A 14,387-nucleotide genomic window follows, 5' to 3' on the forward strand; every position below is an offset into this window, starting at 1 on the left:
AGATTATGCCAGTAAGCACACCGGCTATTAACTGATAAGCATTTGTATTTCATTGCTTGCCTAGAGTGTGTTAAGTTACGTTTAAAGGACTCAATCAAGACTCTATAACGATATCGTGAAGCCCAAGCAGAAAAGGCATTTAACCGCAAAATACTCCCTACTATTGGTATGGTGGGTAATAGTGGTGTGTCTGGCAAAAAATGTTGGTTTTATCAGTCTTTGTAGCGTTTCTTCCGAACACATTGCCTCAACAGAGATCAGTCAACAAAGCAGTTCCTCATTAACTGAAACGCCCTGCTCGCTATCGGAAAAACTGTTAAGCTTTCATCAAGTCAGCATGGAAGACCTTGCTGTTGCATTACTGCTGATTGCTCTGATTGGCATCTTCACCGTCACTAGTTCTTTTAAACCTGTGCGTTTCTTTACCGAGCCAACAGGACCTCCGCCGCGACTCTATCTCAGGCTTTGTGTATTTCGTGAATAAAAAAAGATGGTTACTCACAACTATCACTTTGTTATTTATGGAAAAACTATGCTTAAAACTAAATTTATAACTAGCGCTCTACTCAAGCCTTTCTTGAGCGGGTTGCTATTTCTGTGGGCAATAAGCTCAACGCAGATAGTCTCAGCTTCCGAGGTCAGTTCCGGTTGGATTACCTCTCCCGATCATCCTCCCGTTCAGGTACGTTTTGATCTCACTGGCCAAACTAACAGCGACACTCACACTGTTGAAGCCTTGCTAGAGGTTAAGCTCGATGATGGCTGGAAAACCTATTGGCGCACGGCAGGTGAAGCCGGTGTCGCACCAAGTATCGACTATGCCACTTCAACTAATATTGAATCCCTTGAATGGCACTGGCCATTTCCAGAGCGCTTTTCGCTACTGGGAATAGAAACCTTGGGCTATCAGTCCGATGTGATCTTTCCTATCACTTTGCATTTGAATGAGCTCTCACAAGCTACAACATTGAATGCGACACTGACGCTTCCGTCATGCACGACTATTTGTGTGCTCACCGACTATCCCATCACGCTTTCATTTGTAGCTGATGACCTCAAGACAAACGATCGGGCAATGCTGAGTTACGCCAAGGCCATTAGCTCTGTGCCAAAGGATTCTCCCTTACTGAGCAACCTAGAAGCAAAATGGGACAAAGCAAGCTCTAAGTTAGAAGTTAGCGTAACCAAGACAACACCTTGGCACTCCCCAGATGTTCTCGTTGATGGTACAGCCGAGAATGTAGAAGATGCTAGCTTTAAGAAACCGAGCATTACGCTAGAAGGCAATACACTGCATGCGGTGTTTGAAGTAACTAGCTGGCTAGGAGCACCATCGCTTGAGAACGAAACCGTTTCGGTCTCCTTCTCAGATTCAGACTTTCTAGCCGAAGAACAAATTGCTGTCAGCACTGGAGCGGTAAATTCTATTACTCCAAGTCTATTGCAGATGTTTATTTTCGCCGTTATTGGTGGTCTTATTCTTAATATTATGCCGTGTGTATTGCCTGTTTTAGGTATGAAGCTTGGCTCAATTGTGAGTATGCAAGGCCAAGAAAAGCGCCAGATTCGATGGCAATTTATCGCTTCAGCCCTTGGCATTCTGGTCTCGTTCTGGCTGATCGCGCTGTTTTTGGCAATAATCAAACTTTCGGGCGGCGCCTTAGGCTGGGGCATTCAGTTCCAAAGCCCATGGTTTTTAGGCTTCTTGTTTGTGGTCACCGCGCTGTTTGCCATGAATATGCTAGGTTTGATGGAGGTACGCTTGCCTTCCGGTATTTCTACTTGGCTTGCAGGCAAGGGAGACAACTCATACTCAGGGCACTTTGTTCAGGGCATGTTTGCCACCCTACTCGCCACCCCCTGCACTGCGCCCTTTTTGGGAACCGCTGTAGCCTTTGCCCTAGGTGCTGATATAAGCACACTGTTTGTGATTTTTTCAGCCCTTGCTTTAGGTATGGCCCTTCCGTGGCTACTCGTCGCGACTTTCCCGTCAATAGCAAGCACATTGCCTAAGCCTGGTGCGTGGATGAACAAGGTGAAAATGGTGTTTGGTTTGATGATGCTTGCGACCAGTATCTGGCTGCTTTCTTTATTAGGCAATCATTTATCACTGCTTTGGCTTATCGTCATAGGATTTAGCCTGTTTTGCATGCTTATCGTTAAGTCTAAATCGGCCTATGGAAAAAACGTAGCGGCAATCGTTGGTGTTGTTGGCATCATTAGTGTAGGCGGAGGCTTAATTACGGCGAGTGTGACTGCCGATAGCTGGGCAACTCCCCTACCTAAAGAGCGCCAATGGCAACAACTCTCCACTCAAAACATAGAGCAATACGTCGCTGACAATAAAGTCGTTTTTGTGGATGTGACCGCTGATTGGTGCATTACCTGTAAAGCCAACAAGATAGGGGTTCTGCTACAAGAACCGGTTTATTCGACTCTCGATAACAGCAATGTAATTCGAATGAAGGGAGACTGGACGCGACCTAGTGACAGAGTGACTGGGTTCTTAAGAAGTTACAACCGCTATGGCGTGCCATTTAATATCGTATATGGCCCAAATGCCCCACAAGGTATTGCGTTGCCGACGGTTCTGAGCAGTGAAGCTGTGCTCAAGGCTATAGAACAAGCAGGAGGAAAGCGGTAATGAAGAAATGGCTAAACTTCTTTAAAAATTCACTGCTGTATATCTTGCTGTTTACTGTGGTATCCGTTGCGGTGGATCTGTGGCGCACTCGAGATTTTACCTCTAGCGAGACCCCAACCACACAAGCAACCGCGCTTTCCGGAAACAACATAGACTTAGACGTTCTTAGTCAAGACAAGCCCGTAGTCGTGTACTTTTGGGCAACCTGGTGCGGGGCGTGTAAATTTGTGACGCCCACCATCAATTGGCTAAGCCAATACTATGACGTTGTGGCCATCAGCGCCTCATCCGGTGAAGCACGTCGCGTACAGGCTTATCTCAATAGTCATGATTATCAGTTTGAGAACATTAATGACCCTAGAAGTCAGATTAGTTCAGGCTGGAATCTCAAAGTGACCCCAACCATTGCCATTATTGAAAATGGCGAGATTAAGAACATTACTACTGGAATTACAACGCCTATCGGTCTGCTTGCTAGACTGTGGCTTCTTTAAGGCATCTCATGAACATTAAAAATCTATTTATTAGCCTATTCGCTTCACTGCTTGTTTTCGTCGCACCAGTGAATGCCAATCAAGATACAAGGTCGCAAAAAATACAAGACATTGCCGACATGTTGCAATCACACCCAGAGTTGGTTGATAGCCTGCATAGCAACCTGCAGGCGTACATAGAGCAACAAGGTCAACTAAAAGAGGTTCTAACCCACAATCACGATTATCTCTACAATAACGACCTTCAGCCTTCCATAGGGAATGAAGAAGCGCCCGTAACACTGGTCGTATTTACTGACTACAGTTGCCCTTGGTGTAAGAAGTTTGACCCAGAGTTATACAAACTTGTCGAGAACAACCCAGATACGGTTCGAGTGATTAATCTCTATGTTCCCCTGAAGGAGCAAAGTAGCGTGAACTCCGCCTCTTACGCTTTAAACGTATGGCGTGAGAAGCGCAGCAGTTATGAAGAGGTTCACCAGTTGATGGTGGCAAAACCCGGCGCTCACAACCTCAACTCCATCAGCAAGGTAGCAAAGAACACCAACACCACGGCATTGATGAATGCGTCTATGAAAAGCGATGAACTCATCAATAAAAACCTAGAGCTTTTTCGTGCTCTAGGCATGCGAGGCACACCCGCAATGCTCATCGGCGATGAGATGGTAAGCGGTTATCTTGACTACGACAAACTGCAAGCCATAGTTGACGACAAACTGTCGAAGCTTAACTAAGGTTACTGATATTAAGGGCTCGTTGAGCCCTTCTTGTTATTACGCGAGACATAAGGGTAAGGAATACAAAGTGCGAATACTCTTTTTGACTGGACTTGCGATGATGGCGTTTGCTGCCAACTCTTTGCTTTCCCGCTTAGCACTGGTTGATGGAGCGATTTCCGCAGAGGCCTTTACATTAGTTCGCATCGTCTCCGGGGCACTGACTCTCAGTGCAATCTTGTTACTATCACAGGGAGTAAAAGGCTTCTATCATCAATGGCGCATCGGCCTCTATTCAGGCATATGCCTGTTCCTCTACGCTTTGCTTTTCTCGCTGGCCTATACCGAGCTCACAACTGGCTTTGGCGCTCTCATTTTGTTCGGATCTGTACAGTTTTCTTTACTGGGTATGCACCTCTTTCAAGGACACCGCTTTAGCGCTCTAGAATGGCTAGGGATCTTAGTCTCTTTTACAGGCTTTGTTTGGCTGGTAAGTCCGTCGTCTTCTACACTTGTTGCCTGGCCAATGTTAGCCATGTTGTTATCGGGAATCAGTTGGGCTGGGTTCACTCTTCTAGGCAAGCAAACGGGAGCGGCACTGCCAGCAACCACCAAGGGCTTCATTATTGCTTCGGTGATTTCTATAGGCCTTATTCCTTGGGCGTTTGATACCCATGCTATAAGCGCCCAAGGCCTTATGTATGCTGTAATCTCCGGCGCTATCACCTCAGGGCTGGGCTATGTACTTTGGTATGCAGTGGTACCCAAGATATCATTACTGAATGCGTCACTGTCACAACTCTTAGTCCCAGCCATCGCTATGATCATGGGCGTCTTATTCCTTCGCGAATCCATAACCACTGAAAACCTATTGAGCATGGGGCTTATTTTAGGTGGGATCGCACTCACCCTCTATCAGCAGCATCGCCATTCAGCTGTTTAACTCTCAGCTAACTGTCACTCTATTTCTGCAACGATTGTACATTTAAAGAGCGCTTAATCCGCTAAAGTGCACATATCTCATTAATGGTGTATCTAATTATTGACACCTTAAGGCTATATGATATTTATAGTCGGTATTGACAAAGAAAAATAACAACACGGACGTAGTAATGGAAAACGCAATACCCTCACAATCCTCACCCTCTAAATTAGGAACCTTGGTTCGTTCATTAGGCCCTGGCATCATGGCGGCAGCCGCTGCTGTTGGTGGCTCTCATTTGGTTGCTTCAACTAAAGCTGGCGCAATCTATGGGTGGCAACTTGCCATATTGATCCTGCTTGTAAACCTATTTAAGTACCCATTCTTTAAAGCGGGTGTTCAATACACGGTAGGAACCAAAACAAGCCTTGTTGAGGGATATTCAAAACTGGGCAAGCCATACCTGATCTCTTTCGCTTTACTGAGCGTCATCTCAGCCATTGTAAATACGGCTGCCTTGCTGATGTTCAGCGCCAGTTTATTGGCCTACTTCATCCCAGTCGATCTTTCCATGCCAACCCTGTGCGTCATCGTTCTAGTAACCTGCTTATCAATATTGTTTGTCGGGCACTACAAGGCATTAGATACCTTATCTAAAACCATTATGGCGGTTCTAACGGTGACCACTCTCGTGGCGGTAGCCATCGCTTTTGGCAACCCTGTAGAACCACAACCAGACTTTGTTTCTCCATCGCCTTGGACACTGGCTGCCATTGGATTCATTGTTGTGACCATGGGTTGGATGCCGGCACCTATTGAGATCTCAAGCCTTACCTCAATGTGGCTGAAGAGTCAGTGTCGCGAACAGGATGTCACGGCAAAATCGGCTCTGTTTGATTTTAATGTGGGCTATATCGGTACTGCGGTTTTGGCTTTGGTCTTTGTCGCCTTGGGTACACTCATGCTGCACGGTACAGGTGTGCAACTTCAGGCATCTGGCGTAGGCTTTTCTCATCAGTTAATCAGTTTATATGCTGCCACTATTGGTGAATGGTCACGTTATCTTGTAGCTATCATTGCCTTCTTCTGTATTTTTGGCAGCACCATTACTGTTATTGATGGTTACTCTCGCGTTATTACTGAATCTCAACGTCTTTTGCGTAGCAAACAGACTATCCATCCTGCAATGAATCAAGCCTGGATGCTAATCGTATCAATATCAGCGCTGTGCATCGTGGTCTTCTTGGCAAAGGCACTATTACCTATGCTTGATTTTGCGATGGTACTGGCCTTCATCACCACGCCGTTCTTCGCTTTGCTAAACTACATCCTAGTGACGCGCACACCACTGCCTGCTGAATTGGCGGTTGGCCCTAAACTTAAGGCACTGTCTATCATAGGTTTAGTTTACTTATTCGGATTTTTAGCGCTGTTTGTGTGGTGGAAATGGTTCATGTAACTGCACACTGATGCCAATAAAAAGGGAACTCGCAATGAGTTCCCTTTTTGGTTTAATCCTTGGTACCAAGATTAAGAGCGACCGGTTCGCCAAGCCACCCTGCTCTTTGGGTGTGATCGATAAGAAACTCACCCGCCTCTGGGTGAAGCAGTACCGTCAACCCGTCCCTGTGCGAATCGAGCCAAGCAATCAACTCTTCAAACACTTCCTGAGTGAACAGAACCTGATAGCTCCAACATGGGTGCGGCCCTACAGGCTTGTTGTGTACTCTGCCAAGGACAAGATCAAATTTATCAGCGATGCGCTGGCGTAATTGAGTCGCCTTCTCTAGCGTTGACTGATCAAAATAAACATGTGCGTGGTAATGCTCAAACCCTTTACTGGGTAACGTCATAAGTCTCTACTTCCCTGTATATTAAATTCACTTTACACAAAGGCATCGGTGATAGTTCCAATAACCAATATGTACATCTTACCTAAGATTATACGCCCTTGTGATACTGTTTATTCGTTGTTTGAAGCAGCTGTCTCTGAATGTTTTGCACAGCATCTGCATCACGCATATTGCTTTGTAATCCCTGCAAAAACAGTTCTATGAGTTCTTGTTTTCCAACACCAACTTGAGTCTCAGTTTGAATGTCTCGAAGATCAATTAGGACATCAGTAAATAGCTCAGAAAAATCCTTGAGTAGCTCTAGGTTCAGTACATTGTGCTCGCTATACATACTGTTATGACTCCCCTTGTGCTTTTGCACGACATACGAGGTGTCTTTTAGGTTAATGATAGAGGTACGCTTTTCACATCGTCTCAAGCATCCTTTATTGACCTTAATCTTCTTACAACCCTCGGTTTGCTGGAACAGACATTGACGACTGGTTAGCAGCGTATTGGGGTGATAGATACTGTAGAAGGTTTTAAAGTTATCCGGTCTCTTGAGCTGGAAAATCTGTTTCTTGCTCAGTTCATTTGAGATAAATGCGCCGCTGGCAGAAAACTCTTGCTGTTGACAGTGCATGGTAAATGAATTGGTCGTGTTCATTTCCGGTCCCGCAATCCAGCCTAGACCTAGGGCTTTCGCTTGATAAGCGACACCTGAATTATTAGTGATGGACAGTTGTGGCCTCACAGTATCCAAGAACTCAACAGCAGCCGCAAAATCGTCGCCAATCAATATTGATGGAAAGAATGGCTTCAAATGTGTATTAGCACTAAACAGCTCAATCAAACCTGCAAGCTCAGCCTTCATTCCCATAGGCAACTGATAATAAAGGTCGATATCATTGCTATCCAACAGGTCTACATCCTTTGCAGAGGAGATCAATACCGATAGCTTAGCGACAGGGTTGCTCGGACGATGATGATTCAGCTTTTCGGTTTGAGGAGTGCCAACGCCTCCTTTCAGGCTTGAGCCCTTGTTCTGTGCGGAAGAAAGGTCGAAATCGGCGATCTCTTTCGCGACTCTGTCGATGATCTGAGTTTTATCGTCATACAGCTTGGTCTTGATCGTGTTGAGCTCATCTTCTGATGTGACACCATACACCTTTGAAAAATGCGTAACGGCATTGTCTCTAGGGTTATCGATGTACATGTTTTTGCCAAAGTCACCCTGCAAGAAGGCATTCGAGAAGTCGCGGTTAAACACCGTGTACAATTCAGTGGTATCGCTAGACAAGTCTTCACCATCGCACAGACGGTCAATTTGTTTGCGCCAGTTATCAACGACGGTAAACACGTAATGAGACTTTTTAATTCGCCCTTCTACTTTCAGAGAATACACGCCAGCATCCACCAGTGCTTCTAGGTCACCAAACGCAGAGTTGTCTTTAAGATTCAGAGGGTAGTCATTGCCGGTTTGAGTCGTTTGATATTGTTCACGGCAAGGTTGGCTGCATCGTCCACGGTTTCCAGAGGCGCCATTGCGGGCAGAGCTGATGTAACAAATACCTGAGAAGCCAATGCAATACGAACCGTGCACAAAGACTTCCATCAAGACATCATGGGCTAAGCCAAACTGGGCAAGGTGCTTGATTTCCTTGATGTTTAGCTCTCGAGATAGATTCACTCGACTTACACCCAACTGGTTTAGGAACAAGATTTGTCCCTCGTTGTGTGTATTCAGCTGAGTAGAGGCATGCACATCCAGCATTGGGAAATGATGTTTTAAGATGTAGGCCAGCCCCAAGTCTTGCACTATAACGCCATCAATCTCTGTGGTAGTGAGCTGATTGATGAGACGGACTATGGCTGGGATTTCACTTTCTAGAATAAGAACATTAAGCGTTAGAAAGACCTTACAGTCATGCTGATGTGCGAGTGCCAAAACCCCATTGAGGTTATCCAGAGTCAAGTTACTCGCACGATTACGTGCGTTAAAACGGTCTAACCCGCAATAAATAGCATCTGCACCAGCAGCAATCGCCGCCTTGATTGAATCGAGATCGCCACCTGGGGCCAATAGCTCAAACTGTTCTCTTTTCACAATGTCATCTCTAGAAAAAATAGGCGCACATCTTACGTGATTAATTGGCAAAAGTAACGTCAACTGATGAAATAGTAATCAAATGTTATTGCGCTTTTCCATCCATTTCCCCAGAATTCACTTTGCCAAGCATGTGAAAAACATGGCATTATACTCGCTATCGCTAATTTGTATGACAAATTGGCGATATACTCTCGCTCTCTTAAAATTTTAACTCTGTAGGCTGTTATGGGACTTTTTGACCAACTCGCTTTCTCTGTTTCTGTTACCGGACCTATCTGTCTGATCTTGGTGATGGGAGTTGTTCTTAAGAAAATCGGCATCATTAATGACGCCTTCATCGAAAGTGCCTCTAACCTAGTATTCAAGGTTACCCTGCCGACAATGCTGTTCTTAAGCTTAGTTGAAGCAGACCACGACTTTGCCACCAGCGCTTCACTGGTTGGGTTTAGCGTGGGAAGCAATGTGCTGTTCTTTGCGTTCTGCACCGCTTTAGTAGGCGTACTACTTAAGGGTAACGAAGACAATGGTGTAGTGGTACAAGGAGCATTTCGTGCCAACACAGGCATTATTGCCTTAGCCTATGTTGCCAATATGTACGGCACAGAAGGGCTTGCAACAGCAGCTATCTATGTTGCCGCTACCACCCTACTTTATAATGTTCTTGCCGTGATCTCCCTGACACCTAAGGGCGCGCAAACGGGTGCTAGTGCACTGAAAACCATGACCAAGAGCATTACTAGCAATCCATTGATCATTTCAATTATGGCTGGGTTTGCCTATTCATTTATTGGCCTTCCCGTTCCTAAAGTCGCCTCTGATGCAGGCCACTATTTTGCCAGCATGACACTCCCGCTAGCACTCTTGTGCACCGGCGGTTCGCTAAATCTTAACTCCCTAAAGCATGAAACCATGCCAACCTGGATTGCCACGACATTAAAGCTGATTGCAGCGCCTATCGTCAGCTGTCTATTAGCTTATATGCTTGGCTTTCGCGGCGAAGCGCTTGGTATCATCTTCTTCATGACTGCCTCTCCTACTGCAGCTGCAAGCTATGTAATGGCACGCTCAATGGGCGGGAACTCGACCCTAGCGGCTAATATCATTGCTCTTACTACGATACTTTCGGTAGTGACTACGACCATTGGCTTGGTGATTCTGAATAGCTTGAATTTGTTGTATTGAGATTTGGTGGGTGCGTTCTAAATTCCTAAATATTTACTTGGTAAATTTCAGGGAGGCGAACACTCGATCCTGCGATGATATGATCCGTCAAATGAGATTCATACGATTACTTTTACCATCATAAACTACTCCATATTCAGACATTGGAGTAAAGAACATGAAAAAAATACTATTCGGTGTAATCGGTAACATGGGTCCAGAGGCAGATGCACTGTTTCAAGACATCGTCGCGAAAAAAGAGATGGATCATGGCGCTCTTAAAGATCAGGATCATATGGGTATGCTTGTGGTGAAAAACCCTGACATCCCAGATAGATCTGAAGCGATCAACGAAGGTGGCCAAGACCCTGTACGCGAGCTGCTTAAATCTGCACAACTGCTTGAGCGTAACAACGTTCGTTTTGCGGTAATGACTTGCAACACTGCACACTACTTTAGAGAGCGTGTTCAGCAGTGCACAGGCGTGTACATGGTTGATATGCTGAAAACCACCGTTGATCTGATTAAAGAGCAAAACCCAGAGGCTATCGTCGGTATCTTGTGCACCAATGGTACCTACAATTCAGGTATCTACGACCAATATCTTAACGATGCCCATCTCGTCTATGTTAAACCTGACAGTTATGCGCAAGAGCATTATGTTCACAGCGCTATCTATGGTGAAGTGACTGGTGAAAAGACGCCGTGCGGGCAAGATATTCGAATTAAGAATGGCATCAAATCAGGCGAATTTGAACGCAATGCTGTGTTACTTGGCAAGGCACTTCAACCTTTGGTTGATAAAGGTGTTACTAGCGTCATCCTAGGTTGTACTGAACTGCCATTGGTGCGTAAGTTTTTGCAAACGCAATTTCCGGACGTTCATTTCATTGACCCAATGGAAGCGGTGGCCAATCGCGTGGTGCGAATCTATAAAAAAGCAGAACAACTCATGGAAGAAAACTACATTCCTAAGGTAGGAATGAAGCCGGAAACCATGACCACTGATGAAGAAATCATCAACTATATCTTGAGTCATATTTCTTACTAACCGTAGCAGTCAGGTTTATTGAGAGCTGAATTAGCCTAAGGGTAATGCTGTATCCTTAGGCTGACTTTACCTGTCATCGTCGCAAACTTTAAAACTGCCTAATCTTCAGCAATATGGTTCGCTCACCAATACCCTTTACCCGCCATCAAGCCTCTCTTGAGAGAGACGATAAACCTCTATGTCAAAGTCGCTGTAGATAATGGCTTTGTAGCAAGGTTCATTCACTTCACAGATCCAGTCGATACTGTAGGGCACAGTTGCTACAGATTTGTCATCATCCGAATTCGATATATACAACACAGCTACAATGGCCGCAGCTGTCGCTAGAATTGGCATAGTAGGCCTCATTTATGAACAACTCAGCCACATCAATTCATTTGGCTTTGTATGCACCATATCGAATCAGACTTAATGAATCTAGAAAGCCGACTTATGTTCTAACCTCAGTGTTGCTGATGTATTTATCCGCGAGTTATCGATACTCTTCACCCTAGATATTGATGTTCTGAATACACCGGCATAGGTTATTTTTCTGGGTATATAAATGCCCCTCTTCAACCAAGGCAGTTGAGCTTCTGAATACCATTTATCATGAGTCCAGCCATATAGAAACGTCTTTACCGCAAGCCATGAAGGGTACTGACGATTTCCTATATCGGTCTGGTCTTATCCACGTCACTGAGTATAAATATGGAAATACTTTGTAGAATGCTAAGGGTGACGAGCTAAGGTGATTTCACCTTTATATACTCAATGATAAAAACTACGCCTACTTCAATATAGGAAAGATGAATGGCCTCTTCTTCACCCACGCTTTGGTATAAACAAACACCTCACTTTGTGAGCCTGTTTGTGTTGCTTTTAATCTCTTATTTCACTTGGTTTAGATTGGGGCAACCTGCACCTATTGCATTTTGGACAGCATTTTCAATACCCGCTCTACACCAAATCTTTGTCTGGCTGGCTTGGCGCCTAGAATTGCAATCGTCCCTGGTGAGCAAGACTCTCGGCTTTCGCGCTTATCTGGTGATATTTTTTGTCTTATTTGTCGGTCGATTTTTATCTCTTTTCCTACTCGCCTACTTAGATAGAGGCACCTTAGGTTTAAATAGCAGTGTTCAAATTGCAGTGACTGTCATTTGCCTATGTTTAAGCCTGTATGCCATATATAGCGTGAGACGGTATTTTGGGATGGCACGCGCAGCGGGAGCGGATCACTTTGAGCTAAGTTATCGGTCATTACCTATGGTCAATCAGGGGATATTTAAATACTCGAGCAATTCGATGTACGTGTATGCGTTTTTGCTCGTTTGGGCAATCGCTATTGGCTTAAACTCTTCTGCGGCCTTGATCATTGCCGCATACAGCCATATTTATATTTGGGTTCATTATTACTGCACTGAGAAGCCTGATATGGACTTTATCTACAGTCCCAAAGAACCATAAGAACAAAAGACCCACAGCATAAGGAAATACTTGGTGATCAGAGAAATAACACGTACGGATTTTGAGTCATTTTGGAATACATTTGAGCAGGTGGTTAAAGCCCAAGAAACCTATGCCTTTGACCCTCAAATGAGCTTAGACGAGGCCTATCGTGTCTGGTGTAAAACACCACAAAAGGCGTTTGTGTATGTAGATGGAAATGACATATTGGGTACCTACTACATCAAGCCAAACGCTATGGGTCCTAGCAATCATATCTGTAATTGTGGGTATATGGTGTCCAATAAAGCGCGGGGAAAAGGTATTGCGCGCCAACTTTGTGAACATTCACAACAGACTGCAAAAGCCTTGGGTTATGAAGCTATGCAGTTTAACTGCGTGGTTTCTACCAATGATGTTGCCGTAAAGCTGTGGCAAAGGTTAGAGTTTAAGATCGTTGGCACTCTTCCTAAAGCCTACCGTCATGCCCAACTAGGCTATGTGGATTGCTATGTTATGTATAAATGGTTGGCTAAGGCATAAGTAGTAAACTCTGCCTTGATTTTCTGTGGCCACACCAATTTACTTTTTCCATTAGACGTTTGCCCTACTCACAGCATTGTTGTCTATCCCGTTCGAATCTTATCTTCATGTGACGTTGGAAAAGCCTAGAATCTTTATTTGACAATGAGTTGAAAAGAAGGGGTCTGCGGAATGAGCTTAATCGCCGCAGACACTAAATACCTATCAAAGCTATGAGTTGTCACAACCGCACTGAGTACACACACAGGGACGCTTCATCAAGCCTCTCCATAACCAGATAATGCCCCAGAGACCACCCGTAAAAATAGTCATGATCAGGTGGATCCAATGCATAGGGTGTGATGTTTCATGAGTCGTGCCCTCGTTACATGCAGGACAAAACTTGGTTACTAGCGCCACTAATACTCTCCCAAAGTGTCAATTTTTCTGACTAAGCGTGTCAAATCATTATATATACCGCAAGTAGTGGGTATGTCGCCATATTAAACTCGTTTACGAGGGCAATTTTGTCGTATTAATAACCTACAAGAGCTCGATTTTGTTATCTAGACTCTTTCAATGCATTGAAATAATCAGTCCAACTAATATGAGGTCTACCTGCAGCTTGTTCATAATGGCTTGGATTGTCCGCCTTACCCTCGCTGATCCCTTGGTAAATACCTGCAATAACTGTCCCAATAAACTCACCAAGCTCCGCTATTCTGTCTTCACGATACTCTTCTACTGACATAGGTTGGTACTCTAGCTGGGTATCAAACGCCATGTTGATGAAATCTGCCAGTTGGTATTGAGATAGGGGTTCACCGTTAAGGTTGTAGGTCTGTGCGTTGTGTTTATCTTCTGTCAGCATCTTAGCGTAGGCATGGGCTAGCTCATCTCGTGTGGTGTAGCCGCACTTGCCGTTGCCCGCACAATTGACAATGACGCCGAGTTTTTTATAACTCTCTACATACTCAATGTCCGGCTCAATATAGATACCGTTGCGACCAATTACCCAATCTAGACCCGACTCTCTGACATCTTGCTCTGTCTGACGATTACTTTGGATAACAGGTGAAAAAGCGGTGCCCTGTTCTGCACCTTGCACACTGGTATAGACAATCTTCTTTACACCAACCTCTTTAGCTGCTGAGATAACATTACGATGCTGGTCTATACGCTTATCGGGGGCATCCATCCCCGAGACGATAAGCAGTGTATCGATAGAGTGTAGTGAGTCTTGTAGCTCGGCTCGGTTTTCATAATCACCACGACGAACCTCAACGCCTAGATATTTGGCTTTTTCTGGAGTGCGCGCCAAAGCGACGACATTCTCTTTTGAGATAAGGGGGACAAGTGCATTAACAATCGCACCACCGAGTTGTCCGCTTGCTGCTGTTACCGCTATTTTCATCTTAGTTACCCACCCGTCGATAGTAATTTTAATCCTAGTAGAAAATGACAAGGCACTGCTAGGGTCTGTTGACCCTAGCAGTGCCTTGTCTTTTGG

At 44.9% G+C, this 14,387-nt stretch carries 14 protein-coding genes; 10 read left to right on the plus strand and 4 right to left on the minus strand.

What is annotated here, in order from left to right:
• Positions 1-184 precede the first annotated feature (184 nt).
• The 6 genes from D5I41_RS16325 to D5I41_RS16350 all read left to right on the plus strand — a co-directional run bounded on the left by D5I41_RS16325 (position 185) and on the right by D5I41_RS16350 (position 6,235).
• Positions 185-484 carry a hypothetical protein gene (locus D5I41_RS16325; RefSeq protein WP_235868936.1) on the plus strand — a complete coding sequence of 100 codons (300 nt, stop codon included), beginning with the start codon at positions 185-187 and terminating at the stop codon, positions 482-484.
• Between the two features lie 48 nt (positions 485-532).
• Positions 533-2,644, plus strand: coding sequence for a protein-disulfide reductase DsbD family protein (locus D5I41_RS16330; protein ID WP_119010712.1), 2,112 nt, complete (start codon positions 533-535; stop codon positions 2,642-2,644).
• A complete protein-coding gene (locus D5I41_RS16335; RefSeq protein WP_119010713.1) occupies positions 2,644-3,138 on the plus strand; it encodes a protein disulfide oxidoreductase in 495 nt (164 codons plus the stop codon). Before D5I41_RS16330 ends, D5I41_RS16335 begins: the two co-directional genes overlap by 1 nt.
• Before the next feature lie 8 nt (positions 3,139-3,146).
• Positions 3,147-3,872 (plus strand): DsbA family protein, encoded by a 726-nt coding sequence (locus D5I41_RS16340; protein WP_119010714.1) that lies wholly within the window; start codon positions 3,147-3,149, stop codon positions 3,870-3,872.
• A gap of 70 nt (positions 3,873-3,942) precedes the next feature.
• The gene (locus tag D5I41_RS16345) at positions 3,943-4,797 is read left to right on the plus strand and encodes a DMT family transporter (RefSeq protein ID WP_119010715.1); all 855 of its coding nucleotides are present in this window, start codon (positions 3,943-3,945) and stop codon (positions 4,795-4,797) included.
• A 169-nt stretch (positions 4,798-4,966) separates the two neighbouring features.
• The gene (locus tag D5I41_RS16350) at positions 4,967-6,235 is read left to right on the plus strand and encodes an NRAMP family divalent metal transporter (protein ID WP_119010716.1); all 1,269 of its coding nucleotides are present in this window, start codon (positions 4,967-4,969) and stop codon (positions 6,233-6,235) included.
• A gap of 52 nt (positions 6,236-6,287) precedes the next feature.
• Here the strand turns inward: D5I41_RS16350 and D5I41_RS16355 are convergent, their stop codons facing one another.
• Positions 6,288-6,629, minus strand: coding sequence for a DOPA 4,5-dioxygenase family protein (locus D5I41_RS16355; protein ID WP_119010717.1), 342 nt, complete (start codon positions 6,627-6,629; stop codon positions 6,288-6,290).
• Between the two features lie 88 nt (positions 6,630-6,717).
• Positions 6,718-8,715 (minus strand): peptidase U32 family protein, encoded by a 1,998-nt coding sequence (locus tag D5I41_RS16360; RefSeq protein WP_119010718.1) that lies wholly within the window; start codon positions 8,713-8,715, stop codon positions 6,718-6,720.
• A 228-nt stretch (positions 8,716-8,943) separates the two neighbouring features.
• Here D5I41_RS16360 and D5I41_RS16365 point away from each other — a divergent pair, with 228 nt between their 5' ends.
• Together D5I41_RS16365 and D5I41_RS16370 are read left to right on the plus strand one after the other, a co-directional pair.
• Entirely contained in the window at positions 8,944-9,900 is a 957-nt protein-coding gene (locus D5I41_RS16365) for an AEC family transporter (RefSeq protein ID WP_119010719.1), read from the plus strand.
• 157 nt (positions 9,901-10,057) lie between these two features.
• The gene (locus D5I41_RS16370) at positions 10,058-10,930 is read left to right on the plus strand and encodes an aspartate/glutamate racemase family protein (RefSeq protein WP_119010720.1); all 873 of its coding nucleotides are present in this window, start codon (positions 10,058-10,060) and stop codon (positions 10,928-10,930) included.
• 135 nt (positions 10,931-11,065) lie between these two features.
• On the opposite strand, the gene D5I41_RS16375 is transcribed toward D5I41_RS16370, so the two are convergent.
• The gene (locus tag D5I41_RS16375; protein ID WP_119010721.1) at positions 11,066-11,266 is read right to left on the minus strand and encodes a hypothetical protein; all 201 of its coding nucleotides are present in this window, start codon (positions 11,264-11,266) and stop codon (positions 11,066-11,068) included.
• 456 nt (positions 11,267-11,722) lie between these two features.
• On the opposite strand from D5I41_RS16375, the gene D5I41_RS16380 reads away from it, so the two are divergent.
• Positions 11,723-12,376 carry a methyltransferase gene (locus D5I41_RS16380; protein ID WP_119010722.1) on the plus strand — a complete coding sequence of 218 codons (654 nt, stop codon included), beginning with the start codon at positions 11,723-11,725 and terminating at the stop codon, positions 12,374-12,376.
• A 33-nt stretch (positions 12,377-12,409) separates the two neighbouring features.
• The gene (locus tag D5I41_RS16385; RefSeq protein ID WP_119010723.1) at positions 12,410-12,898 is read left to right on the plus strand and encodes a GNAT family N-acetyltransferase; all 489 of its coding nucleotides are present in this window, start codon (positions 12,410-12,412) and stop codon (positions 12,896-12,898) included.
• A gap of 541 nt (positions 12,899-13,439) precedes the next feature.
• Here the strand turns inward: D5I41_RS16385 and D5I41_RS16390 are convergent.
• Positions 13,440-14,291, minus strand: a complete 852-nt coding sequence (locus D5I41_RS16390; protein ID WP_119010724.1) for an SDR family oxidoreductase — start codon at positions 14,289-14,291, stop codon at positions 13,440-13,442.
• Positions 14,292-14,387: the final 96 nt, after the last annotated feature.

Origin of the sequence: Vibrio superstes (assembly GCF_003569005.1) — a bacterium.
GTDB lineage: Bacteria > Pseudomonadota > Gammaproteobacteria > Enterobacterales > Vibrionaceae > Vibrio > Vibrio superstes.

Excerpts from the sequence above, each read along its gene's own strand:
- D5I41_RS16330 (WP_119010712.1), top strand. The coding sequence starts at position 533 with ATGCTTAAAACTAAATTTATAACTAGCGCTCTACTCAAGCCTTTCTTG.
- D5I41_RS16350 (WP_119010716.1), top strand. The coding sequence starts at position 4,967 with ATGGAAAACGCAATACCCTCACAATCCTCACCCTCTAAATTAGGAACC.
- D5I41_RS16380 (WP_119010722.1), top strand. The coding sequence starts at position 11,723 with ATGGCCTCTTCTTCACCCACGCTTTGGTATAAACAAACACCTCACTTT.
- D5I41_RS16375 (WP_119010721.1), bottom strand. The coding sequence starts at position 11,266 with ATGCCAATTCTAGCGACAGCTGCGGCCATTGTAGCTGTGTTGTATATA.
- D5I41_RS16355 (WP_119010717.1), bottom strand. The coding sequence starts at position 6,629 with ATGACGTTACCCAGTAAAGGGTTTGAGCATTACCACGCACATGTTTAT.
- D5I41_RS16390 (WP_119010724.1), bottom strand. The coding sequence starts at position 14,291 with ATGAAAATAGCGGTAACAGCAGCAAGCGGACAACTCGGTGGTGCGATT.
- D5I41_RS16365 (WP_119010719.1), top strand. The coding sequence starts at position 8,944 with ATGGGACTTTTTGACCAACTCGCTTTCTCTGTTTCTGTTACCGGACCT.
- D5I41_RS16335 (WP_119010713.1), top strand. The coding sequence starts at position 2,644 with ATGAAGAAATGGCTAAACTTCTTTAAAAATTCACTGCTGTATATCTTG.
- D5I41_RS16370 (WP_119010720.1), top strand. The coding sequence starts at position 10,058 with ATGAAAAAAATACTATTCGGTGTAATCGGTAACATGGGTCCAGAGGCA.
- D5I41_RS16340 (WP_119010714.1), top strand. The coding sequence starts at position 3,147 with ATGAACATTAAAAATCTATTTATTAGCCTATTCGCTTCACTGCTTGTT.